This is a genomic window from Variovorax sp. J22R115, from assembly GCF_030317005.1.
In the GTDB taxonomy this organism is placed as follows: domain Bacteria; phylum Pseudomonadota; class Gammaproteobacteria; order Burkholderiales; family Burkholderiaceae_C; genus Variovorax.
Genome location: NZ_JASZYM010000005.1, coordinates 138,390 through 160,665 on the forward strand (window position 1 = coordinate 138,390; position 22,276 = coordinate 160,665).

Annotated in this window: 17 protein-coding genes; 13 read left to right on the forward strand and 4 right to left on the reverse strand. The window is 64.3% G+C overall.

The annotated features are described in order from the left end of the window. Positions 1 to 18: 18 nt before the first annotated feature. Both QTI04_RS10465 and QTI04_RS10470 read right to left on the reverse strand, forming a co-directional pair. Entirely contained in the window at positions 19 to 1,749 is a 1,731-nt protein-coding gene (locus QTI04_RS10465; RefSeq protein WP_286615527.1) for a thiamine pyrophosphate-binding protein, read from the reverse strand. Positions 1,750 to 1,753: 4 nt separating this feature from the next. After that, a complete protein-coding gene (locus QTI04_RS10470; RefSeq protein WP_286615529.1) occupies positions 1,754 to 2,743 on the reverse strand; it encodes a Bug family tripartite tricarboxylate transporter substrate binding protein in 990 nt (329 codons plus the stop codon). 111 nt (positions 2,744 to 2,854) lie between these two features. Between QTI04_RS10470 and QTI04_RS10475 the strand changes: the two genes are divergently transcribed. After that, complete coding sequence (locus QTI04_RS10475; RefSeq protein WP_286615531.1) at positions 2,855 to 3,787, forward strand: helix-turn-helix domain-containing protein; 933 nt, start codon at positions 2,855 to 2,857, stop codon at positions 3,785 to 3,787. Here the strand turns inward: QTI04_RS10475 and QTI04_RS10480 are convergent. Beyond that, complete coding sequence (locus QTI04_RS10480) at positions 3,706 to 4,413, reverse strand: TetR/AcrR family transcriptional regulator (RefSeq protein WP_286598665.1); 708 nt, start codon at positions 4,411 to 4,413, stop codon at positions 3,706 to 3,708. The two genes, QTI04_RS10475 and QTI04_RS10480, sit on opposite strands and share 82 nt — an antisense overlap. Before the next feature lie 158 nt (positions 4,414 to 4,571). Between QTI04_RS10480 and QTI04_RS10485 the strand changes: the two genes are divergently transcribed. The 12 genes from QTI04_RS10485 to QTI04_RS10540 all read left to right on the forward strand — a co-directional run bounded on the left by QTI04_RS10485 (position 4,572) and on the right by QTI04_RS10540 (position 20,039). Next, entirely contained in the window at positions 4,572 to 5,375 is an 804-nt protein-coding gene (locus QTI04_RS10485; protein WP_286598663.1) for an SDR family NAD(P)-dependent oxidoreductase, read from the forward strand. Positions 5,376 to 5,386: 11 nt separating this feature from the next. Then, positions 5,387 to 6,520 carry a DUF5938 domain-containing protein gene (locus QTI04_RS10490; protein ID WP_286615533.1) on the forward strand — a complete coding sequence of 378 codons (1,134 nt, stop codon included), beginning with the start codon at positions 5,387 to 5,389 and terminating at the stop codon, positions 6,518 to 6,520. 16 nt (positions 6,521 to 6,536) lie between these two features. Continuing rightward, the gene (locus QTI04_RS10495) at positions 6,537 to 8,105 is read left to right on the forward strand and encodes an AMP-binding protein (protein WP_286615536.1); all 1,569 of its coding nucleotides are present in this window, start codon (positions 6,537 to 6,539) and stop codon (positions 8,103 to 8,105) included. Positions 8,106 to 8,437: 332 nt separating this feature from the next. Next, on the forward strand, positions 8,438 to 9,859 hold the full coding sequence (locus tag QTI04_RS10500) for an undecaprenyl-phosphate glucose phosphotransferase (RefSeq protein ID WP_286615537.1): 1,422 nt from the start codon (positions 8,438 to 8,440) through the stop codon (positions 9,857 to 9,859). Positions 9,860 to 9,895: 36 nt separating this feature from the next. Then, positions 9,896 to 10,996 carry a glycosyltransferase gene (locus tag QTI04_RS10505; protein WP_286615539.1) on the forward strand — a complete coding sequence of 367 codons (1,101 nt, stop codon included), beginning with the start codon at positions 9,896 to 9,898 and terminating at the stop codon, positions 10,994 to 10,996. 12 nt (positions 10,997 to 11,008) lie between these two features. Next, positions 11,009 to 12,493, forward strand: a complete 1,485-nt coding sequence (locus QTI04_RS10510) for a hypothetical protein (protein ID WP_286615540.1) — start codon at positions 11,009 to 11,011, stop codon at positions 12,491 to 12,493. Then, on the forward strand, positions 12,480 to 14,042 hold the full coding sequence (locus tag QTI04_RS10515) for an oligosaccharide flippase family protein (RefSeq protein WP_286615542.1): 1,563 nt from the start codon (positions 12,480 to 12,482) through the stop codon (positions 14,040 to 14,042). The genes QTI04_RS10510 and QTI04_RS10515 overlap by 14 nt, the downstream gene beginning before the upstream one ends. After that, entirely contained in the window at positions 14,023 to 16,170 is a 2,148-nt protein-coding gene (locus QTI04_RS10520; RefSeq protein ID WP_286615544.1) for a glycosyltransferase, read from the forward strand. Before QTI04_RS10515 ends, QTI04_RS10520 begins: the two co-directional genes overlap by 20 nt. Positions 16,171 to 16,189: 19 nt before the next feature. Further along, on the forward strand, positions 16,190 to 17,377 hold the full coding sequence (locus QTI04_RS10525; RefSeq protein ID WP_286615545.1) for a glycosyltransferase family 4 protein: 1,188 nt from the start codon (positions 16,190 to 16,192) through the stop codon (positions 17,375 to 17,377). A gap of 3 nt (positions 17,378 to 17,380) precedes the next feature. Next, complete coding sequence (locus tag QTI04_RS10530; RefSeq protein WP_286615546.1) at positions 17,381 to 18,265, forward strand: glycosyltransferase family 2 protein; 885 nt, start codon at positions 17,381 to 17,383, stop codon at positions 18,263 to 18,265. 12 nt (positions 18,266 to 18,277) lie between these two features. Beyond that, positions 18,278 to 19,174: a glycosyltransferase family 2 protein gene (locus QTI04_RS10535; RefSeq protein ID WP_286615550.1), complete on the forward strand. Its 897-nt coding sequence runs from the start codon at positions 18,278 to 18,280 to the stop codon at positions 19,172 to 19,174. Positions 19,175 to 19,211: 37 nt separating this feature from the next. Further along, the gene (locus QTI04_RS10540; RefSeq protein ID WP_286615552.1) at positions 19,212 to 20,039 is read left to right on the forward strand and encodes an FkbM family methyltransferase; all 828 of its coding nucleotides are present in this window, start codon (positions 19,212 to 19,214) and stop codon (positions 20,037 to 20,039) included. Here QTI04_RS10540 and QTI04_RS10545 read toward each other — a convergent pair whose 3' ends face one another. Next, complete coding sequence (locus QTI04_RS10545; RefSeq protein WP_286615554.1) at positions 20,040 to 22,232, reverse strand: polysaccharide biosynthesis tyrosine autokinase; 2,193 nt, start codon at positions 22,230 to 22,232, stop codon at positions 20,040 to 20,042. Positions 22,233 to 22,276 lie beyond the last annotated feature (44 nt).

A 22,276-nucleotide genomic window follows, 5' to 3' on the forward strand; every position in this document is an offset into this window, starting at 1 on the left:
GGAGTAGGGAAGGGATTGTCAGGCTGTGGGCGCCGGTCGAGTCAGTGCGTCGAAGCCGAAGCGGTTCATGCTGCCGAAAGCGGGGCCGGCGGGGTGCGGCACGAAACGCGTGTGGCAGTCCAGCACGGCCGGCAGGCCCGATGCGAGCGCACGGGCCATCGCGGGCGCCACGTCTTCCGCGCGCGTGACGGCCTCGCCAAAGCAACCGAAGCCGCGCGCAATGGCGGCGTAGTCCGTGCCCTCCAGGCTGGTAGCGAACTCGAAGTCCAGTTGCGCCTTCTGGCCGGATCGGATGATGCCCCACGAGGCATTGTTGTGAACGATGGTGAGTACCGGCAGTCGGGTCCGCCGGGCGGTGTCGAGTTCATTCAGCGTGAAGCCGAAGGAGCCATCGCCCGTGATGTGGACCACCGGCCGCGCGGGGTGCTGCAACTGCAGGGCCATGGCGTAGGGCAGGCCGAAGCCGAGATGGCTCATGCCGGGCTCGTGCAGGCGCGTGCGCACTTCTTTGACGGGCGTGAAGTCGTTGCTCCAGAAGGTGGTGTGGCCGCCATCGAACACGGCGAGGGCATCGGCAGGCAATGCATCGGCGATGGCCTTGGCGAGCGCTGCGGGGTGCATGACCTCCGTCGATTCGCTCGCCATCGCCGCGAGTCTGGATTCATGGCCGGCGCGTACTGCGCGGATGCCCTCCAGCCATCCGGCCTCGGCGCCGGGTGCCGGCTGATCGTCCAGCGCGGCGAGCAGGTCTTCCAGTGCCTGCGTGGCGTCGGCCTGCATGGCCACTTCATGGAAGGCCGGCTGCCCCAGCGCGGAAGGGTCGATGTTGACGTTGATGGTGCGGTGATGCCGCCGCGCGAAGGGACCGCGGTCGTCCCACATCCAGGACGAAAAGCGGCAACCGATGCTCAGCACGACATCGGCGCCATCGAAGGCCGCGCGAACGGCCTCGCCGGCGATCAGCCCGCCATGGCCAATGAAGTGCGGGCTGTCGCTCGCGACCACGCCGAGCGCCATCTGCGTCGGCACCACCGGCGCGCCGAGGCGACGCGCCATGTCACGCACGAGGTCCGCTGCGCCGCTGGTGATGACACCGCCACCGGCGACCACCACCGGCCGCCTGGCCTGACGGAGCAACTGCGCCGCATCCTCGACAGTCGATGCCGACGGCCGCGGCCCCATCGTGGCGCGGTAGCGGGAAGGGGTGAGATCAAATTCGTCGTCCGCGAATTCGGCGACGGCCGACAGCACGTCCTGCGGCACGTCGAGATGCACCGGCCCGGGCCGGCCCGAGAGCGCTTCGCGAAATGCACGCCGCGTCAGTTCCGGCACGCGCCTCGGGTCGTGAACCACGGCATTCCATTTGGTGAGCGGCGCCAGCACGGCGCGCGTGTCGAGGTCCATGAACATGCCGCTGTGCGGATAGGCCGCGGCGCGATGCTGGTTGGTCGTGATGGCCAGCAGCGGCAGGTTGTTGTTGAAAGCGACACCCATACCTGACGCGAGGTTGAGCCCCCCCGGTCCCATCTCGCCAATGGCAACCGCCATGCGGCCGGAGCCCGCATGCACCGCCGCAGCCATCATCGGCCCGGTCGCTTCATGCCGTACGCCGACGAAGCGCACCGCCTGCTGTTGCGACAGCGCGTGCATCAGAGGCGCGAGCTTGCCGCCGACGATGCCGAAGGCGAACGGAACCTGCTCCGCGGTCAGGATGCGCACCAGGGCCTGGGCGCCAGTCAATCGCAGCACGGGCTCAGTCCTCCGCAGTGAAACCGGTGGCGCGCACGATCGGGCCCCAGCGGTCGTAGTCCGCCTTGACGCGGCGTGCGAATTCCTCGGGCGACTGGTGCACCGGCTCCAGCCCGTAGGTGGCGAGGGCGGCGATGAAGTCGGGCGCCAGCAAGGCCTCTCGCACCAGCGTGTTGAGACGCTGCACGGTGGCCGCAGGCGTCTTGGCCGGCAAGAACCAGCCGAGCCATTCCTGCACCGCGATGTCCTTGTAGCCCTGCTCGACGAGCGTAGGCACCTCGGGCAGAAAGGGCGAACGTTGTGCGCTGGTGACGCCGAGCGAGCGCAACTTGCCCGAGCGAATGTGCGGCATCACCTCGCCGACCACGTTGAAGCTCACCGGCACCTGGCCGCCCATCACGTCGTTGAGCAGCGGTGCGCCGCCGCGATAGGCGACGCTGGTCATTTCGATGTCGGCCGCCTTCTGCAACATCATCCCGGCGAAGTGCAGCGCCGAACCCGCCGCCGGCACGCCGTAGGTGGCCTGCTTGGGATTGGCCTTCGCCCACTTCACGTAGTCGGCCACGGTCTTGATCTCGGCCGGCAAGCCGGGGCCGGCAGTGAACGAGAACGCATAAGTGACCGTGGAGGTGACGGGGGTGAAGTCGACCAGCGGGTCGTAGTTGAGCTTCTTGTAGGTGTGGGGGTACAGCACCATCGGCGAGCTGGGGATCTGCAGGATGGTCAGCCCGTCCGGCGCGGCGCGCTTGACGTACTCCACCGCGATGCGGCCGCCCGCACCGGTTCGGCTTTCCACCGTGAGGCTGGTCGCGTAGTGCCCACGCAGCTTTTCGGCGACCGGCCGCGCCACGTTGTCGCCCATGCCGCCGGCCGGAAAGCCGGACACGATGGCCGCATTGCCGTTGAGTTGGGCCAGCGCCAGCCTCGGCAGGCCGAGTGTCGCAAGCGCCGAGAGCCCGGCGCTGCGCAGCAGCACCTCACGCCGATTCCACATGGTTGTCTCCGGTGTTTTGTAGTGCATGAAGCTTAGGCAGTCCTTGGTGGCAGTGCCATGGACGAAGGGGTCCGGGCCATGTAGATTTCCGGCATCCTTTTTCGATCCGACATGCCTGCCACTCCACTTCTCGTTGTCCCGTTTCGCGAAGTCCGCCACTTCGGGCCCGAGGACAGTCTGCACTTCGAGGCGATCCGTGTTCGCGCCAGCCAGCACCAATGGACGATTCCGGCACATCGCCACGAAGGCCTGCACCAGTTCCAGTTGCTGACCGAGGGCGGGATGGTCGGCATGCTCGATGGCGAGCGGCATGCGTTGAAGGCGCCGGCCGCGGTGATGGTGGCGCCGGGCGTGGTGCACAGTTTCGTGTACGAGCCCGACAGCGCCGGTTCCCAGGTGACCGTGCCGAGTGAATCGCTCGCATCGCTGTCGGCGCATTCGCCCGCGATCCAGCAGCGTCTGTCGCAGAAGCTGGTCCTCGGTGAAGTGGCCCTTGGCGCCGGCCTGGCCGATTGCGCGCAGCGCTTTGCGATGCTGGGCGACGAGTTCATGGCGCAGCGTGCCGGACGGGCCGAAGCACTGCAATCGCATGTCATTCTGCTTGCGCTGTGGTTCCTTCGGCATCGGGAAGCGATCAGTGGCAGCGGCCGGCTGCGGGCATCGCGCGACACGCTGGTGCAACGCTATCGCGGGTTGGTCGAACTGCATTTCGCGGAGCACCGGCCGCTGGGTTTCTATGCTGGCACGCTCGGTGTGACCGCGGATCACTTGAGCCGCGTCTGCCGGGCGACCACCAGTACCAGTGCGCTGGAGCTACTGCATGCGCGCGTCGCGCTCGAAGCCAAGCGGATGCTGGCTCACGTCGACCTGACGGTGGCGGACGTGGCGGAGCGGCTCGGGTTCGACGATGTGGGCTACTTCAGCCGGTTCTTCAAGGCGACGACGGGCAGTGCGCCCTCGGCCTATCGCGAGGCGCTGGCTGCGGGGCTTGCGGCTGCACCGCGTCGAGCCGCGCGGGGAATCACCGGCGAGTGTCGGGGCTGACGAACGGGGATGCCGGTGACGGTCCCGACCAGTTGGCCGACCACCAGCCGGACCTGTGACTTCAGCGCGGCGACCGCACGACGATCACCCGCCAGGTGCTTCATCAGGCACTGCTGGAACAAACCGTCGAACATCGCGTAGGCAACGTTGCTGGGAACCCGCACCGGCGTGCCGCTGAGTTCGGCGAAGCGTGACAGCACGCGCCAGATCATCCGCTCCAGGCTCTTGTCGATCTCCGCGACATCGGCACGGAACGCCGGCTCGAACAAGGATTGCGCCCGCAGGTCGTACCAGAGCCGATGCATGCTCGCGTCCTGGCGGACGGTTGCGGCCAGGCCGGCCGTGAACCCTTCCATCAGTTCGTCGAACGAAGCCGCTTCGGCCGTGACCTCGTCGTAGCGGGTCACGCAGCGTGCCTTGTACTGGCGCACGCTGCACAGGATCAGGTCGAGCTTGTCGGTGAAGTAGTAGTGCAGCACGCCGTGCGAGAAGGCGGAATTTTGTGCGATCTCGCGCAGGCTGGTGCGGGCATAGCCGAGTTCGGCAAGTGTCTGCATCGCAGCTTCGCCGAGCTCGGCGCGGCGCTCGGTGAACTTGGCGTCGGGTAGGCGGGGCGTCTTCGACATGAGCCGATTGTAGAGAGCGCTTCCGGCATTCGAGCCCACCCATGAGTGAAAACCCGTGTGTCTTGACGACTGTCCTGATAAATCTTGACAGTCGTCAAGGCTACTTCTAGCATCACTGCGCGTTCCTTGACGATCGTCCAAAAAATGCAGGAGACATCATGCGGAAGTTCGACTTGTCCGGCCGCAAGGCCCTGGTGACGGGCGGGGCGCGAGGCCTCGGCGAAGGCATGGCACAGGCGCTGGCGACGGCCGGCGCCTCGGTGATGATCGGTGACGTTCTGGCAGCGCTCGGTCGCGAGACCGCGGGCAAACTCTCGGCGGGCGGCGCCAAGGTGGGCTTCGTGCAGCTCGACGTCACCAAGGACGAGGACTGGGCCTCGGCGGTCCAGGCCACGATCGACACGCTGGGCGGCTTCGACATCCTCGTCAACAACGCCGGCATCGAAATCACCGCGCTGGTGGCCGACATCGATGCCAACGACCTGCGACGCATGCTCGACGTGAACATCGTCGGCACGGCGCTCGGCATGAAGCACGCGTTTCGCGCGATGCGCCCCAGGGGCGCCGCGGGCAAGGGTGGAGCAGTCGTCAATATCTCTTCGGTCGCGGCGACCATCGCCTTCCCTGCGATCGCCGGCTATTCGGCAACCAAGTCGGCGGTGGACCGCCTGACACGCGTCGGCGCCATGGAGGCCGGCAAGCTCGGGTACGGGGTGCGCGTGAACTGCATCTACCCCGGCCTGGTGCCCACCGAGATGGGCATGAAACTGGCAGGCGACGTGGTCGCGGCCGGGCTCTTCGCATCGCCCGATGCAGCGGTGGGCTCGATCATCGAGCAGACCCCGGCGGGGCGCCTGGGCGAAGTCGGCGACATGGCCGATGCGGTCGTGTTTCTCTGCTCCGACGCTGCGCGCTTCATCACCGGTGCCGGCTTGCCGGTGGACGGCGGCATGGGCATGTGAAAGGACAAGACATGAGCAAGAGCAAGAAACCCGTGGTGGTCTATGGCGCCTCCGGCTACACCGGCCGACTCGTTTGCGAGTACCTGCGCGAATACAACCTCCCGTTCGTTGCCGCAGGGCGCAGCAAGGACAAGCTCGAAGACGCGATGAAGTCCCATGTGCCGGGCATCGAAACCGCCAGCTACGAGATTGTCGAAGTGCCCCACACGGTCGATGCGCTCACGGAACTCTTCAAGGGTGCCTCGGTCGTGTTGAACACGGTGGGCCCCTTTGCGAAGTTCGGCCCGGAAGTCGTTCAGGCGTGTCTCGCGGCCAAGTGCCACTACACCGACACCACGGGCGAGCAGGACTGGCTGATCACGCTCGATGAGCAATACAACGCCAAGTTCGACGCCGCCGGACTGTTGCTTTCGCCCGGCCTGGCGCAGATGTACACCACGGGCGAGATTGCCGCTCAGTTGTGCCTGGAGACGCCGGGCCTCGATACGCTCGACATCGCCGTGTTCTGGGGCGGCAGCCCGACGATCGCCTCGACACAGACGATCCTCGTCAATGCGGCGATGGCCAAGGCCTACTACCTCGAGCAGAACAACTATGTCGAGTGGCAGCCCGACGCGGGCCTGTACAGCCTGTCGATCCCCGGACAGCACGAGGCGGCGCTGGCCTTGCCCTGGGGCGGAACTTCGCACCCGGTGTGGTTCAAGAAGGACCCACGCGTCTCCAATGTGAAGGTGCTCGGCGGCGTGTTCAACAAGCCGCTGATGCTGGGTGTTCCGCAGATCGTTGCGGCCGCCCTCAAGGCCACTGAAGGCATGAACCCCGACGACCGCTACGCGGCGCTCGCCAAGACAGCCGCCGGTGTCATGAACAGCATGCCTCCGCGAGAGAACCCGCGGATCAACAAGTCGGTGGATTCAGTGCACGCGTCAGGGCCGCTGGCTCGTGCGCACTGTGTCATCTTCGGCAATTGCAACTACAAGCAGACCGGCATGCTGCAAGCCTTCGCTGCCGCTTCATTGCTGCAGCAGCCGCCCAGGCGCGCGGGCTTTGCGTCGGGTTGCCAGGCCTTCGGCCATCATGAGCTGCTGGGTGCATTGCGCAGCTTCGGACTCGTCCAGGCGCCCGTGCTGACCGTGCACCGTTGACCGGATGCGCGCCACCATGCGCCTGATCGACTATCTCGACAAGGGCGCCCAATTGGGCGAACGTGCGCCGTGCTTCACGATGGGCGACCGGGACCTGTCCTATGCGCAGGTCCAGGCGCTCAGCCATCGGGTAGGGCGTGCACTCCAGCGGTCCGGCATCCGCCCCGGCCAAAAGGTCGCCGTGCTCGCGAGCAACGACGCGATCGCTTTCGCCTGCGTGTTCGGCATCTCGCGCGCGGGCGCCGTCTGGTGTCCCATCAATCCGCGCAACGAGGCGAACGAGAACCGCTTCGTGCTCGATGCTTTCGATTGCACCTGCCTCATCTTTCACAGCAACTATGCGGCGATGGTTGAGGAGATTCGCGGCGCGTGCCCGAAGCTCACGACGCTGGTTTGCCTTGACGCGCCCCAACCTTGGGCGCCCTCGTGGGCGCAGTGGGTCGAGGGGGTGAGCGACGGTGCTCTGGAAGTGGAGCCGCCGGACGACCTCGCGATGATCGCCGGCACCGGAGGCACGACGGGCCAGCCGAAGGGCGTCATGCTGTCGGGCAGGAACCTCGAGACGATGTCGGCGCTGACCTTGATGGGCTACCCCTTCGACGGCCCGCCGACGTACCTGGCGCTGGCCCCGCTGACGCATGCGGCCGGCGTGCTGTGCCTGCCGGTGATGGCGCTGGGTGGGCGCGTCGTGATCATGCCCCGGCCCGATCTGGGTGAGTTTCTCGCGCTGATCGAGCGGCACCGCGTCACGCACACCTTCCTTCCACCGACCTTGATCTACATGCTGCTGCAGCACGAGCGACTGGCTTCGACCCGGCTCGATTCGCTGCAATGCTTCTGGTATGGCGCGGCGCCCATCTCGGCGTCACGGCTCGAAGAGGCCCTCGAAAAGATCGGTCCCGTCATGGCGCAGCTGTTCGGCCAGACCGAAGCACCCATGATGATCTCGATGATGGCGCCGCGCGACCATTTCAACGCCGACGGATCGGTCGCGCGCGGGCGGCTCGCATCGGCAGGGCGGCCCGGACCCCTCGTGCAGGTGGCGACGATGAACGCCGACGGTGCGTTGCTGCCCATCGGCGAAACCGGCGAGATCGTGATTCGCAGCTCGCTGGTGATGATGGGCTACTACAAGGATCCGGCCGCCACGGAGGCGGTATGGCGCCACGGCTGGCATCACACCGGCGACGTCGGACGGCTCGACGCCGACGGCTTCCTGTACATCGTCGACCGGGCGAAGGACATGATCATCACGGGAGGCTTCAACGTCTACTCGGTCGAGGTCGAGCAGGCGCTGATGCAGCACCCGGACGTGCAGGACAGTGCCGTGGTCGGCCTGCCCGACGACAAGTGGGGGGAGCGCGTCGTCGCGGTCGTGCAGTTGCATGCGGGTCGCAGCAGCGACGTCGACAAGACCGCCGAGGAGATCCAGGCCTTCGTCAAGGCACGCATCGGCAGCGTGAAGACCCCCAAGCAAGTCGAGATCTGGCCGGACCTGCCTCGCTCCAGGGTCGGCAAAGTGCTGAAGAAGGACATACGTTCGACTCTCGTCGAACGGCTGCGCGACGCCGCGGCGAAATCATGAGCGAAGCCTTCTTTGCAGGCTGAAGCATCACGGCGAAGGATCACCATTCTTCGCTGACGAGTTCACGGTGCTGATGTCGACCCGCACGCACGAGCATCGCAGATCGTCGCAAAACGAGTCATCGCAGTTGCAATTTCTTGCGTGCCTGAACGTGCGCCCTGTCATGTCTCGCGTTGTAGGATGGGGCTGAACATGGCGTAAGCGAAGAGAGCGCGGCCATGCTTCTGGCACCGATATTGCACCCTTCGAATCAACAAGAAGCGGAAGGAGACAACAAGCCCGACTACTGTCGGTTACATCGCTGGTCTATCAAGGCCTCCGGAGAACGTCTGATGCTGTCTACGTCTGCAACCGGCTTCCGCGAAACTCCGTTGTCAGCGTTGGGAAAATTCAATCCCTTGCTGGATGCGGTCTTGAGATTGGGGGATGTGACCATTCTCGTGATCAGCGGCATGATTGCCTTCGCACTGCGCTTCGGCTCCCTGGAGTTGGGCACCGACTATGTGCATGCGCTGAGTCGGGGCGTGCTGTTTGCAGTCATCGTCCTGAACGGAAGTTCGCTGTACCCACGCTGGCGTGGCCGCACGATGGGCGCGGAGTTCGCCAAGCTCGTGACGCTATGGCTCCTCATGTTCTGCATCATGGCGGTGTATGCACTGGCCATGAGGGATGGTCATGAGACCTCGCGCTTGTGGTGGGGCGGTTGGCTGGGTCTCAGCATCGGCGGCGCCATGGTTCTGCGAGTGGCTGCGCGTGCCATCGCACGGTGGACCAGCGTGCAAGGGATCGACAAACGCGTCTCGGTCGTGGTCGGCGCGAACCCGGATGCGCAACGCCTGGTCGATGCCATCCGCGGAGACGATGCGTGCGGGATCGAAGTCCACGGCTGGTTTGCCACGCATGCGGACCGGAGCGAGTTGACCGGCGCTCCAATGCTCGGAGGCATCGACAACCTCGGCAGATTTGTCGAGTCCCGAGGTGTCGACCTGGTCTGGCTGGCACTGCCCATGCGCGATCAGCCGAGGATCTCCTACGCCCTCAGTCAACTGAAGCATTCGACTGCGGACATCAAGCTGGTGCCGGACCTGTTTGGCCTGCACTTGCTGAACCATTCGGTGGAAGAAATTGCCGGCTTGCCGGTCATCACACTGCAACAGACCCCTTTGCAGGGCGCGGCGCGCCTGGTGAAGGCCGTGGAAGACGTGGTGTTGTCCGCGCTGATCCTGGTTCTGATCTCGCCATTGATGCTCGCCATCTCCGTTGCGGTCAAGCTCAGTTCGCCGGGCCCGGTGTTCTATCGGCAAGAACGTGTGAGCTGGAACAACAAAACGTTCTGGATGTACAAGTTCAGATCGATGCCAGTGGACGCGGAAAAGACAACCGGCGCCGTCTGGGCCAAGCCCGGGGAGTCGCGATCCACCCGTGTCGGGGCCTTCCTGCGCAAGACGAGCTTCGATGAATTGCCGCAATTCATCAATGTCCTGTTCGGTGACATGTCCATTGTCGGACCGCGGCCCGAGAGGCCGGTCTTCGTGGAGCAGTTCAAGCACCAGATCCCCGATTACATGAAGAAGCACATGGTCAAGGCCGGCATCACCGGATGGGCACAGGTCAACGGCTGGAGAGGGTCCACCGACCTGGCCAAGCGCATCGAGTACGACATCTTCTACATCGAGAACTGGTCCCTGAAATTCGACCTCCAGATCATCGCCTCGACGGTCATCAAGGGCTTCGTCAACAAGAACGCCTATTGACATGGCCGCCATGTCGCAACGAAGGAAGGTTCTCTCGTGAAGGTCGCATTGGTCCACTACTGGCTGGTTGGCATGCGCGGGGGCGAAAAGGTTCTCGAGGCGCTGTGCGACCTGTACCCCGACGCGGACATCTTCACCCTGGTGTGCGATCCCGACGCAATTTCCGAAAAACTTCGGCGTCATCGCATCACGACGTCGTTCCTGCAGAGGATCGGCGGCGTGCGTCACTACAAGAAGATGCTCCCGCTGATGCCCTATGCGCTGGAGTCCTTCGACCTGACCGGCTACGACCTGATCATTTCCGTCGAGTCGGGCCCTGCCAAGGGCATCATCCCGGGTCCCGACGCGACCCACATCTGCTACTGCAATTCGCCGATGCGCTACGTCTGGGATCTGTATCCCCAGTACCGTGCGGCGTCCGGTCCCATTGCGCGCGCCGTGATGTCGCTGACGGCGCCATCCCTGCGCCAATGGGACGTGAGCACTTCGCACCGCGTCGACCATTTCATCGCCAATTCAGCCTATGTGGCCCGGCGAATCGAACGCTACTACCGGCGCACTTCGCACGTCGTGCATCCGCCGGTGAGCTTGCCACGCTTCGCCCCTGCGGCCGAGGCGGGCGACTACTACCTCTGCGCGGGCCAGATCACGCCGTACAAGAAGGTCGAGGTCGCCGTGGAGGCCTGCACCCGGACGGGCAAGCGGCTCGTCGTTATCGGCGCGGGTGCCGACCCCGCGCTACGGCGCCTGGCAGGGCCCAGCGTCGAATTCCTCGGCGCGGTCGACGACGCGACCATGGCGCACCACTTTGCGCATTGCAAGGCCTTGCTGTTCCCGGGCGTGGAGGATTTCGGCATCGTTCCGCTGGAGGTGATGGCGAGCGGGCGGCCGGTCATCGCCTTCGGCAAGGGCGGTGCGCTTGAAACTGTCGTCGATGGAATCACCGGTCTGTTCTTCAACGATCAGTCGGCAGACGCCGTGATCGACGCGATCGAGCGCTTCGAGGCCATGAAGGACACCTTCTGTCCGGACGTGCTGCAGGCGCATGCCCGCACCTTCGATACCGCGATATTCAGGACGCGGATGGCCGAACTCATCGACTCGCTCGTCGCCGGTCACTTGCGCCCTGTGACCTGACCGGGCAAGCACGTGGAAGCCATTCCCATCGCAGTCTTCTGGAGCATCGCCGTCTGGACGTTGTTCCGGAGGAAGCAGGCACTGATGTACCTGTTCTTCGCCGCCATGCCCTTCGGTTCATTCGCAGCAGTTCCGACGGAGTTGACCGGAGGCCTCACCCTCACGCCGACGCCGATCGTCGCGATCCTCTTGATCGCGAGGCAGCTGGGCAGCGTGCGTGGCCTGGCGCAGGCGCTCGACGCCGCGCTGAAGGCATCCGGCCTGCTGCTGCTGTTTCTCTTCTGGCTCGTCGCCGGCATCGTCACCATGTTCATGCCGAGGTTCTTTGCGGGTGCTGTCGAGATCGTGCCGGTGCGCGCCGGCGCCTTGGCGGATACCGCGATGCTGGTGCCCACCACGCAGAACGTTTCCCAGTTCGTCTACATCAGCATTTCGGTGCTCACCGTCTTCAGCTTCGCGCGCTTGTTGCGCGCGCGACCCATGCGGCGGCACGCGCTGGCCGCGCTGTGCCTGGGTGCGGCGATGACGGTCCTCACCGGCGGCCTCGACCTGGCCTCGCAGTACCTGCCGCTCCAGCCGATGCTCGAGCTCTTTCGCACCGCCAGCTACGCCTTGCTTACCGATGTGGAAATCCTGACCAGCAAGCGCGTGGTCGGCCTGATGCCGGAGGCCTCCGCCTTCGGTGGCCTGGCGCTGGCATTCCTGGCGTCGCTGTACTTCTTCCGGCGCGCGATGCCGCCGGGCCGTCTGCGCGATCGCGTGGTTCCGGTCTTGATGGGTTTGTTGCTCCTCCTGATCTGGTTGTCGACCTCGTCCGCGGCTTACCTGGGTCTGGGCCTCTTCGGTGCGGCGGCGGCGGCGGAGTGGTGCTGGCGCGCGGTCGCCGCGGTCCGCAATCCGCTCCTTCAACGCGGCCTCGCAAGCGAGTTCTGGCTAGGCGCCGCGGCGACCTGCGCCTTGGTCCTGATCGTCATCGCGGTTCCCCGGATGCTGGCCCCGATGCGCGAGATGTTCGACGTGATGGTGCTGCAGAAGTCCACTACCAGCTCCTTCGAAGAACGCAGCATGTGGACCCAAGTGTCCTTGCACGCGCTCGTGGCAACCCACGGTCTGGGCGTCGGCCTGGGCGGCACCCGCGCCTCCAACTTTGCCGTTGCACTCACCAGCAATGCCGGGTTGCTTGGCGCGGCGTTCTACTTCCTCGTCGTGCTCCAGACCTTGTTGATGAGACGGGCGCCGCAGGGCGACGCGGAAGGGCAGGCCTTGCTGTCGGCCGTGCGCTGGTCGTACCTGCCTCCGTTCTTCACCAGCCTGATGATCGGCACCACACCGGACTTCGGCTTGTTCAACGCATTCCTCTACGGGATCGCCATGGCGATCGGGCACAAGGGACTGCAGAGCGCGGCGCGGCGCGCGGATGTGCGCCGCATCAACGATGCATCGCGCCACCGGCCATCCCGCCTTGTCACCGAGCGGAGCGCGCATGCCAGCCACTGAACACACGAGCATGGCCAGCCGGGCGATCGGGGCTGGCGCCTGGACGGTGGGCACGCGGCTGGCTGCCAAGCTGATCGACCTCGCCATGTTGCTGTGCCTGGCGCGTCTCCTGGGTCCGGCCGAGTTTGGCCTGGTGGCCATGGCCATGGCGGCCGTGTTCATCGTCGAAGCCCTGTTCGACCTGCCCATGGCTGCGGCACTGATCCGTGAGCCTGCACTGACGCCCGACATGCTCCACACGGCCTTCACGCTCAGCCTGCTGCGTGGACTCATCGTCGGGCTGCTCCTGCTGGCGGTTTCCTGGCCGCTCGCCGCCTTCAACAACGAGCCTCGGCTGACGGCCTTGCTCGCGGTGCTCGCGCTGGCGCCGGCAATGCGTGGCCTCGTCAATCCCCGGATGATCGAGTACGCACGTGCCCTCGACTTCCGTCCAGACGCCGTGCTCGAACTGTCTGGCAAGACCGTTGCGTTCATCGCATCGGTCACCATTGCCGTCACCACGCGCAGCTACTGGGCCATCGCAGCCGCCACCGTGTGTGCGCCGCTGGTGGCCACGCTCCTGTCGTATTGCATCGCGCCGTTGCGACCTCGACTGACCTTCATCCATTGGGAGCATTTCTCGAGCCTGATCGGATGGAACTTCATGTCCCAGTTGGGGATGGCGCTCAACTGGCAGATCGACCGATTGCTCCTTCCGAGACTGACCACCAGCACTGCGTTCGGAGAGTACGCGATGGGCAAGCAATTGGCGGAGATCCCCATGCAGGCGCTGATCCAACCGCTGAGTCGCCCCGTCATGCAGGCGCTGGCATCGGCCGGCCATGCGGGTGGTTCACGCTATCTGCAGTTGTCTCGCGCCATCGCACTGTTGATGGCCCCCGTCATGGGACTGGCTCTCCTGTGGCCTGAAGTGCTGGTCCGCGTGGCGCTGGGGCCGGCCTGGGCTGCGGCGGCGGAATGGCTGCGCTGGATGAGTGCGGCCGCATTGCTTGGGCTTCCAGCCATCCTGATGGGACCCTTGGCCATGACGCTGGATCGCACGCGTTGGGTGGCTGTCCGGACGCTGATCGAATTGCTGGTCCGGTTGCCGCTCGTTTGGCTGGGCGCCGTGCAATTCGGCATTCCGGGCGCCATCGCCGGCAGCGCCATTGCCACCGCATCCGGCACGGTCGCTGCGCTTTTCATCGTGCGCCGCCTGATCGAGACCCGCCTGGCGCCCCAACTCATGACCCTGTGGCGGCCCCTGATGGCGATGCTGCCTGCGGGTGCTCTTCTGTGGCTGGCGAAGCCCATGGTGATGGCCGCCCCCAGTCTGCCTGAACTGTTGGTGCGGGCAGTGCCCCTCGGCCTGCTGTACCTGTTGGTCTATGCACTCCTGGTCTTGCTGGTGTGGCGGCTGGCGGGTCGGCCGGCAGGACTGGAACGGTACTTGCTCGACACCATCCGCGCCCGCTTCGCCAGGGCTCGCGCTCGCCGCTCCCCAACGGCCGCTCGCACGCGAGCGAAGCCGAACGACGCCATGGAGGCCCATGCCAAGCAACCCCATTGACCCGCTGCCGCGCACCCAAGGCACGGCCATGCCCAGCCTGGTCATCAACGGCAAGTTCCTGCAGCGCTCGACCAGCCGATCGGGCGTCTATCGCGTGGCTCGCGAACTGCTGGTGGCCTTGGACACAGTGCTCGTCGACAACCCCGCGCTGGCCGCGGCCATGCCGTGCCGCTTGATCGTGCCGGGCGAGCAGGATGCCAGCCTCCGGCTTTCGCGCATTCGCGTGGAAAGCGACCGTCAAGCGGGCGAAAGGGGCCCCTTCGTGGATCGACTGCACGGCGCCCTGTGGGAACAACTGGTCCTGCCACGGCACGCCCAGGGCGACACGCTGATCAGCCTGTGCAACATCGGGCCGGTCGTGTATCGCAATGCATTCACCATGGTCCACGATGCGCAGGTCTACAGCGCGCCCGCTTCCTATTCCCGTGCCTTTCGGACCTGGTACCGGTTCGTGCTGCCGCGCGTGGGCAAACGCAACAAGGGTTTGCTGACCGTGTCCGAGTATTCGCGCAAGCAACTGGCGCATTTCGGCGTGGCCGATGCGGTGCAGATCCACGTGATCCACAACGGCTGCGACCACGTCCTGCGGCTCGTCCCGGACACTACGAAGATCGAGGCGGCCGGCTTGACAAACAGGCGGTATGTCGTTGCGCTCGCGAACGTCCAGCCCCACAAGAACATTGCGGTGCTCCTGAAGGCTTTCCATTCACCCGCACTGCGCGAAGTGACGCTGGCGCTCTTCGGTCCCGCGACACGCGAGGACTTCGAGAGTCAAGGCCACACGGTTCCACCCAACGTCAAGTTCCTGGGGTTCGTCAGCGATGAGCAATTGGCGGGCCTTCTGCGAGAGGCTGTTGCGCTCGCGTTTCCATCCACGACGGAGGGATTCGGCCTTCCCCCGCTGGAGGCGATGTTGCTCGGGTGTCCGACGATCGCCGCACCGTGTGGCGCGCTGCCGGAAGTCTGTGGCGACGCGGTGCTGTGGGCCGATCCGCACGACCCTGCTCAATGGGCTCGACAGATTGTCCGCATGTGCGATGACGACGACGAGCGCGAAGACATGCGGGACCGCGGACGGGCGCACGCCGCGCAATTCACCTGGGACAGGGCCGCACGTCGCTTGCTCGAAACCGTGCTCGGTCAACCGCTCGCCGACACCGGTCTCATGCAGGCAGCGCCTGCGACGAACACCATCTTCCGTCCATCACCGGTCGGCGAGGAAGCATGCGTCCTGACGCAGGCGGTGCGCCTCAAGATCGCGATTGCCATTGCCACTGCAGGACGAAGGGACGTGGTTGCCGAAGCGATCGGCTTGCTCGCCAACCAGTCCCGCATGGCGGACGAGTTGCTGATCTGTCCGGCCAGGGTCGAGGACTTCGATCCGTTGTGCCTGCGGGCTTATCCGGGCGAGGCTCGCGTTCTCCGCGGTCCGGTCGGTTTGCCGCTCCAACGCAATGTGTTGCTCGACGCCTGCGACGCCGATGTCGTGATCTTCTTCGACGATGACTTCCTGCCGTCGTCCGACTACGTTGCGGAGGTCGAAATGCTGTTCACCACTTGTCCGGGGGTGGTCGTCGCAACGGGCAAGTTGCTCGCCGACGGAATCCTCGGCCCCGGTATTGTTTACGAGGAGGGCCTTCGAATCCTTGATCAAGCCGGGCCGAATGTCGAACTGCGATCGTTGACGTCGACCTACAACGGCTACGGATGCAACATGGCGATTCGAATGCAGGCCGTGCGCAGCGATGGCATCCGCTTCGATGAACGATTGCCACTTTACGCATGGCTGGAAGACGTGGATTTTTCGCGGCAGCTGGCGTCGCATGGCAGCGTGGTCCAGGCGGCGCGCCTGCGCGGTGTTCACCTTGGTACCAAGGGCGCGGGTCGCAGCCCGGGCCGACGCCTCGGCTACTCGCAGGTGGCCAATCCCCTTTACCTCGCGCGCAAGGGGACGATGCGCTGGTCCCTGGCGCTCAAGCACATGGCGAAAAACCTGTTGGCCAATTCGATGCGCAGCCTGTCACCAGAGCCCTGGGTCGACCGGCGCGGTCGGCTGGCAGGAAATTGTCTGGCCATGTGGGACTGTGTGCGTGGCCAGGTCGATCCCCAGCGGATTCTTCGCTTCTGAGCGCAGGCATAGGAATCAGATGAAGATTGTTTTCGTTTCACCATTCCCGCTCTACCCCGCAACCGGCGGCAACAGGGTCAGGACCTTGCACATGGTCAAGACGTGCAAGGAGCGCGGCCATGAGGTGCACTTCGTCTTCTTGCCATCGCGGCAAATGGGAGATTTCGATCCGCAAGCGCATGTCGCGCTTCTCGGCCCCGGGAACTTCCATTGTCTCGAACGCGGACAGGTTGCGGACGCGGCCTACTACGTCGGCCGGGCCATGTGGAAGGTCCGGCGAAAACTGACCCGAAGTCGATTCCTGCAGAGCGATATCGACGAGACCTATTTTTCCGGATTCACGTCGCAGCTCAGGAAACTGGAGCGCCAGCACGGCTTCGATGTCGTCATTGCGCAGTACGTGACGTTCACCCGTGCTTTCGATGCATTCGGGCCGCACTCGTTCCGAATCGTCGACACCCAGGACAGCTTTGCCGGTGGCATACCGATCGCACAGGAGCGGCGAGGGCTCCTGCGGGCGCACAGGGTGCTGGCCATCCAGGATCAGGAAGCCGAGTATTTCCGGCGCGTGCTGCCGCCCTCGACGAACACGGTCTCGGTGGTCAGCCACATCATCGACATCGATGAGCCTTTCGACCTGTCGCGATGCGCGGGAGCGGCCTTCATCGGGTCGGACTTCTTGCAGAACAACCAGTCGCTGGCATGGTTCGTCGACAACGTCCTGCCCCTTGTGCAGCAGCATGAACCGAACTTCAGGCTGTTCGTCTCGGGCACCATCTGCCGCAAGCTCGCAGACGCGCCTGGCGTCGTCAAGTACGGTGTCGTGCCTCGCTTTCGCGATGCATTCCGCGAGGGTCCGATCCTCGTGAACAGCATCACGCAGGGCACGGGCGTCAAGATCAAGCTGCTCGAGGCTTTCGGACACGGCATTCCGGCGGTCAGCACGGAATTCGGTGTCGATGGAATCAGGCCTTCGGACCTTCATGGCGTGCTGGTGACCCCGGACGGTGACGCATCGGCTTTTGCCGATGCCGTGCTGCGCCTTTACAGGGGCAAGCAGGAGCGCATCGAGCGAGGGCGAGCCGCTTTCCAGACGGCGGCGTCATGGAACGCCCGCGAGTTGGCTGCATTGACGGACAGCCTGATGCCGCCAGCACGCGAACCCGCCCCGCGCGTCGTGAGCACCGACAACCTCCCGGCGTACTGATCCATGAGCCTGAAGATCGTCGTCGCCATCGCCACTGCCGGCCGGCGCGAAGTGCTGGCCGACGCCATTCGTTTCCTTGCGCGGCAGTCGCGCCAGCCAGACGAATTGCTCATCTGCCCGGCCCGGCCGGAGGACGTGGAACCCACGTGCCTGGACGGCTTTCCTTGCCCCGCTCGGCTCGTCTCAGGCCCCATCGGAAGCTCGGCACAGCGCAACGCGCTCATCGATGCGTCCGATGCGGATGTGATGATCTTCTTCGACGACGACTACCTGCCTGCCGAAGACTTCGTGCAAGAAACCGAGCGCCTGTTTGCCGTGCACCCCGGGGTCGTCGTGGCCACGGGCAGGGTGCTTGCAGACGGCATCCTCGGGCCCGGGTTCACCCACGAAGAAGGGGTGCACTTCCTGACGAATACAGGACTCGATGCGAACCCGCCGTCGCTCTCGCCCATCTTCAACGCCTATGGCTGCAACATGGCGATCCGGCTTGCGCCGGTGCGGCTGCACGGCATCCGCTTCGACGAGCGACTGCCCTTGTACGGCTGGCTGGAGGACGTGGATTTTTCAAGGCAGCTGGCCCCCCATGGCGACATCGTGCAGGCGACAGGGCTGAGAGGGGTGCACCTGGGAACGAAGAGGTCGGGGCGCAGCCCGGGCAAGCGCCTCGGCTATTCGCAGGTGGCCAATCGCATCTACATCATGCGCAAAGGCCATATGACGCCCCTTCAGGCTCTCATCGGCAACCTGAAAAACATCGGCGCCAATCTCGTGCGCAGCTTGAGTCCGGAGCCCTGGGTCGACAGGCGCGGTCGATTGGCAGGCAACGCCCTGGCCGTGTGGGACTGGGTTCGGGGACGTGTCGACCCCGAGCGCATTCTTCGTTTCTGAGAGATGCGCCCCATGAAAGTGTCACTGGTCATGTCAACGCTCGGCAGGATTGACGAAGTTCTTCAGTTCATTCATGCGTTGCAGCAGCTTGATCACAACGACTTCGAGTTGATCATCGTCGATCAAAACGCCGATGAGCGCCTGCAAATGGCGTGCAGTGCGGTCAGCGTCGATTTCCCGATTCACTACCTTCGAAGCCCTCATGCCAAGGGATGCAGCCGTGGCCGGAACATGGGCGTCGCGAAAGCAAGCGGAGAGATTCTTTGTTTTCCGGACGACGACTGCTTGTATCCGCCCTCATTGATCAGGAAAGTCCTGGGACGATTCGATGAAACGGGTTCAGACATTGTCTGCGGGCGAGCCGCAGCCCCCGATGGCCGCTCGATCAACGGCCGGTTCGAGACGAGTGCGCAGCCGGTCGATCTCCGGAACGTGTTCACCACCCAGATCGAATGGGTTGTCTTCTTCAGGCGCGAGGTGTTCGAGAAACTCGAAGGCTTCGACGAAGACATCGGCGTGGGTGCGTCGACACCGTGGCAATCGTGCGAAGGCCCGGACATCACCATTCGAGCCATTCATGCCGGCTTCAAGGTCTATTACGACCCGGAGCTGTATGCCCATCACCCGGAACTCAATACCCGCGATCCGGACGACGCCATGCGGGCAAAGGGGCGTCGCTACGCCAGAGGAATGGGGCATGTCATCAGAAAGCACAGCTACGGAATCCTGTATCTGACGAACTACCTCGTTCGCCCCATCGGGGGTGCTTGCCTGTCCCTCCTGAAGGGCAACCTCAAACGGGGTTTTTATTACTTGAATGTGGCCATGGGCCGCGCCGAAGGGTATGCGGGCGTCTGCCTCGACGGTGGGAGGTTCAAGAAGGCATTCAACCTTGGATCTCAGAAGTGATGACTCATGACGAGGAGCTGCAAGGATGTTGATACCCATGTCGAATTCGAAGCGCGTCAAGGAGCTGGCGCGATGGGCCTACGGCTTGTCCAACTTCTGCGCAAGCCCGCTATTGAAGAAGAAGTCGAGGTTCGTGAAATTGACGCCGGGCGTCTTTTCGGATCAGCTGATCTACGACCGATCCTGCAAATCATTCTTCACCGTCAAGTCGAGGGATGACATCGATGTGGCCGTGGTGCGCCAGATATTCATCAATGAAGACTACGCCCTCGAAAGCCCCGATCACGCGGAAACACTCTGGCAGTACCACGCCAAGATCATCGATTCTGGAAAGAAGCCGCTGATCATCGATTGCGGGGGCAACAGCGGCCTGGCCACCAAATATTTTTCAGAGACCTACAAGGGTTCGGTGGTCGTTTGCATCGAGCCGGAAGAGCAGAACATGGCACTGGCGAGAATGAACAACCACGACCCCAATATCCAGTTCCTTCTGGCCGGCATTGGCAACTCGGACGCAAGAGCGGACATCGTGGACCCCGGCGCGGGAAACTGGGGCTACCGGACCGAAACCAGCGCCGAAGGAAGAACGAAAATCATCAGCGTCAACTCGATCGTGAGCGACCCTGAATACAAGGACTGCACCCCCTTCATCATCAAGATCGACATCGAGGGCTTCGAGCAGAACCTGTTCGAGAAGAACGTCGAATGGCTGGATGCCTTCCCGTTGCTGATCATCGAACTGCACGACTGGATGCTTCCGAAGCGAGCCACGTCGAACAACTTCCTTCGCGCCATCGCGGAAAGAAACAGGGACTTCATCTACCGCAACGAGAACGTGTTCAGCATTTCGAACACCCTCTCGTAGCTACGCCTTCTTGTAGTCCTCGTGCCTGTAGCCGCCATGGCGGTAGCCGTGGCTGCCGTTGTATCGCCGGCTGAAGTCCATCCCGTTGAACAGCGCGCCACTGACCGACGCACCGGCCTGGACCAGCCGTCGAATGCTCTCGTTCAACTCTCCCAGCTGAGTCTTTCCGGACCGCGCCACGAGCAGCACGACGCCGCACGCCGATGCCACTGCCGCCGCATCGGCCGCCACCAGCACCGGCGTGGCATCGATGACCACCAGGTCGTAGGTCGACGAGAGCGAGTCGAGCGCCTCGGTGAATGCCTCCGACTCCAGCAGGTCGGAGGGCATGTCCGGCAGCTTGCCGGTGGTCAACACGTCCAGGTTGGGACGCACCTGGCCATGGATGGCCTGTTGCGCGCCGAGCCCGCCGGCGACCAGCTCGGACAACCCTCCTTCGCGCGGGAGGCCGAATGCCCCGCTGAGATCGCCTTGGCGAAGGTCGGCATCGACCAGGAGCACCCGTTTGCCGGACTGCGCCAGCAGCGTCGCGAAGTTGCTGGCGATGAAGCTCTTGCCGACGCCGGGCGTGGCACCCGTGATGAGAATGCGATTGTTGGAAGCTTCCGCCATGGTGGGCTTGAGCCCGACGCGCAGGGCGCGCAACGCTTCGATGGAAGGGCTGTGGGGATTGACATCGGCCAGCACGGTGCCGGACGCGCGCCTGTCGACTCGCCGATCGAGAAGGGTTTGCTCGGGACTGAGAGGCACGACAGCATGGACCTCCAGATCCGTGTGAGCCGCAATCTCGTCCGGATTGTGGATGCCGGGTCTCATACGCGTGCGCAGTATCGCCAGCGCCGGCCCTACCAGGGCCCCCAGCAGCAGCGCGAAGGCGAGCACGAGCGTCTTCTGCGGCTTGACCGGGAACTTGGACACCACGGCCTTGTCCAGCAATCGCACGTTGCCGATCTTTCCTTCCTTGACCAGTTGCATCTGCAGGATGTTGTTCTGCAGGGACTGGTACAGCGTGCTGTTGACGCGCACATCGCGTTCGAGCCTCAATGCATCGCGCTGCGCATTGGGCATGCTGGCGATACGTGTATTGAGCCCGTTGAGCTCGCTTTGCACGGCCCCGATCTGCTTGTCCAACAGCTGAATGCGCGGGGCCTGGTCAGTGAAGGCCACTTCTGCGTCCCGACGGCGTTGTTGCAGATCCAGCAGATTGCTCTGAAGGTCCGAAGTCCTCTTCAGCCAGACCTTGGCTTCCTCGTCGAAGTCCACGGTGCCGTTCTTGTTGCGAAAGCGCGCAAAGGCATCCTCCGCGCCCTGAAGCTGGCGCTGGAAGACCGGCAACTGCGTGTTGAGAAATGCGAGCGTTCTCTCGGCTTCTGCCGACTTGCGCTCCATGTTCTGTCGTACGTACTGCTCGCCAATGGCATTGAGGACGCGACCCAGGCGCATGCGATCGCTGTCTTCGAGGGTGGCGCCGATGACGTTCGACTGTCGGCCCTGTTCGCTCAGTTGCAGACGCTCCTGCAAGCGCTCGATGGCGCGAAGCCGGGAGGCCACCGAGACACTGAATTCGGCCCCGGGCTTGCCGGCCAACTCGCTCAACTGGATCTGCAGGACACCGTCGGGCAGCGCCTTGCGCAGCGGCTGCCCGACCACGCCGTCGAGCGGTGCATCGAGCAACTCGTGGCGCACGGTGAAGCGTCCGTTACCCTGGGCGATGATGGTGAAGGGCTCGGTGTCCTCGAGCGAAGGGGGCACGTCGAAGCGGGCCACCTCGATGCGCTCGGTCCCCGTCACGAAGCCGCCAATGCCCAGGAAGCCGGGTTCGGAAAGCCCGGTGGCGCGGCGGGCGAGCCACCGTCCGACCCACGGCAGGTAGCGCGGCTCGGCGCTGATCTGCAATTCAGTCTGATCTGCCGCCGCGTTCAAGACCATGCGGGATGCAAGAACCTGGATCTCGCCGGTGGCCGGCGTCTTGAGCTCGAACAGGCCGGAAGTTTCGGTTACAAAACTCTTGCTCTCAGGCACGGAATCTTCGATCTGCAACAGGAGGTTGGCGCGATAGACCGGTGTGGCCAACGTCACGTAAGTCAGACCGGCAAGCAGAGCAAACGCCATGGTGCCAACGATCAGCCACTTGTGGTCGATCATGATGTCCCTGTACTCGGACAGGCGCGGCTCGTCTTCTGTATCGATCATCACGGTGTCTTGACCGGAAGCCGCGAGTGCACGCTGGGGAGCAC

What these genes read in the sequence shown, in the direction of transcription:
- QTI04_RS10470 (WP_286615529.1), bottom strand. Translation starts at nt 2,743, where the DNA reads ATGTGGAATCGGCGTGAGGTGCTGCTGCGCAGCGCCGGGCTCTCGGCG.
- QTI04_RS10475 (WP_286615531.1), top strand. Translation starts at nt 2,855, where the DNA reads ATGCCTGCCACTCCACTTCTCGTTGTCCCGTTTCGCGAAGTCCGCCAC.
- QTI04_RS10480 (WP_286598665.1), bottom strand. Translation starts at nt 4,413, where the DNA reads ATGTCGAAGACGCCCCGCCTACCCGACGCCAAGTTCACCGAGCGCCGC.
- QTI04_RS10485 (WP_286598663.1), top strand. Translation starts at nt 4,572, where the DNA reads ATGCGGAAGTTCGACTTGTCCGGCCGCAAGGCCCTGGTGACGGGCGGG.
- QTI04_RS10490 (WP_286615533.1), top strand. Translation starts at nt 5,387, where the DNA reads ATGAGCAAGAGCAAGAAACCCGTGGTGGTCTATGGCGCCTCCGGCTAC.
- QTI04_RS10495 (WP_286615536.1), top strand. Translation starts at nt 6,537, where the DNA reads ATGCGCCTGATCGACTATCTCGACAAGGGCGCCCAATTGGGCGAACGT.
- QTI04_RS10500 (WP_286615537.1), top strand. Translation starts at nt 8,438, where the DNA reads ATGCTGTCTACGTCTGCAACCGGCTTCCGCGAAACTCCGTTGTCAGCG.
- QTI04_RS10515 (WP_286615542.1), top strand. Translation starts at nt 12,480, where the DNA reads ATGCCAGCCACTGAACACACGAGCATGGCCAGCCGGGCGATCGGGGCT.
- QTI04_RS10520 (WP_286615544.1), top strand. Translation starts at nt 14,023, where the DNA reads ATGCCAAGCAACCCCATTGACCCGCTGCCGCGCACCCAAGGCACGGCC.
- QTI04_RS10525 (WP_286615545.1), top strand. Translation starts at nt 16,190, where the DNA reads ATGAAGATTGTTTTCGTTTCACCATTCCCGCTCTACCCCGCAACCGGC.
- QTI04_RS10530 (WP_286615546.1), top strand. Translation starts at nt 17,381, where the DNA reads ATGAGCCTGAAGATCGTCGTCGCCATCGCCACTGCCGGCCGGCGCGAA.
- QTI04_RS10535 (WP_286615550.1), top strand. Translation starts at nt 18,278, where the DNA reads ATGAAAGTGTCACTGGTCATGTCAACGCTCGGCAGGATTGACGAAGTT.
- QTI04_RS10540 (WP_286615552.1), top strand. Translation starts at nt 19,212, where the DNA reads ATGTCGAATTCGAAGCGCGTCAAGGAGCTGGCGCGATGGGCCTACGGC.
- QTI04_RS10545 (WP_286615554.1), bottom strand. Translation starts at nt 22,232, where the DNA reads ATGATCGATACAGAAGACGAGCCGCGCCTGTCCGAGTACAGGGACATC.